Source organism: Pseudomonas viridiflava, from assembly GCF_900602065.1.
Classification (GTDB): domain Bacteria; phylum Pseudomonadota; class Gammaproteobacteria; order Pseudomonadales; family Pseudomonadaceae; genus Aquipseudomonas.
Genome location: NZ_UWFN01000104.1, coordinates 1 through 380 on the forward strand (window position 1 = coordinate 1; position 380 = coordinate 380).

The window sequence follows — 380 nt, forward strand, 5'->3', positions numbered from 1 at the left end:
TTCCAGACAGCCGATCAGCTCTCGGGCGCGCAAGTCGAAGCGCACAGCCACGCAGTGCTGCGCGCACTGATCGCTGCCGCCAAGGCCGACGGCCACATTGATGAAAAAGAGCAGCAACTGATTTCCAATGAGCTGGGCAAGCATACTGACGACCCGCAATTGCAGCAGTGGCTCGGCGCTGAAGTCGCCAAGCCGCTGGATGCCGCGGACTTTGCCGAGTTCGCCGCCGACCCGGCGCTGGCGGCCGAGGTGTACCTGGCCAGCGTGATGCTGGTGGACGACCAGCAGGGCGCCGAGCGCAATTACCTGGATGACCTGGCGGGGCAGCTGCACATCGACCCGCAGTTGCAACTGCACCTGGAGCAACAGGCCCATCAAGC

Annotated in this window: 1 protein-coding gene; it reads left to right on the top strand. The window is 64.2% G+C overall.

Annotated features, from left to right (window positions below; translation table 11 throughout):
- Positions 1-380: tellurite resistance TerB family protein (locus EE949_RS05170; protein WP_164666692.1), on the top strand; the 380-nt coding region annotated here is incomplete at both ends.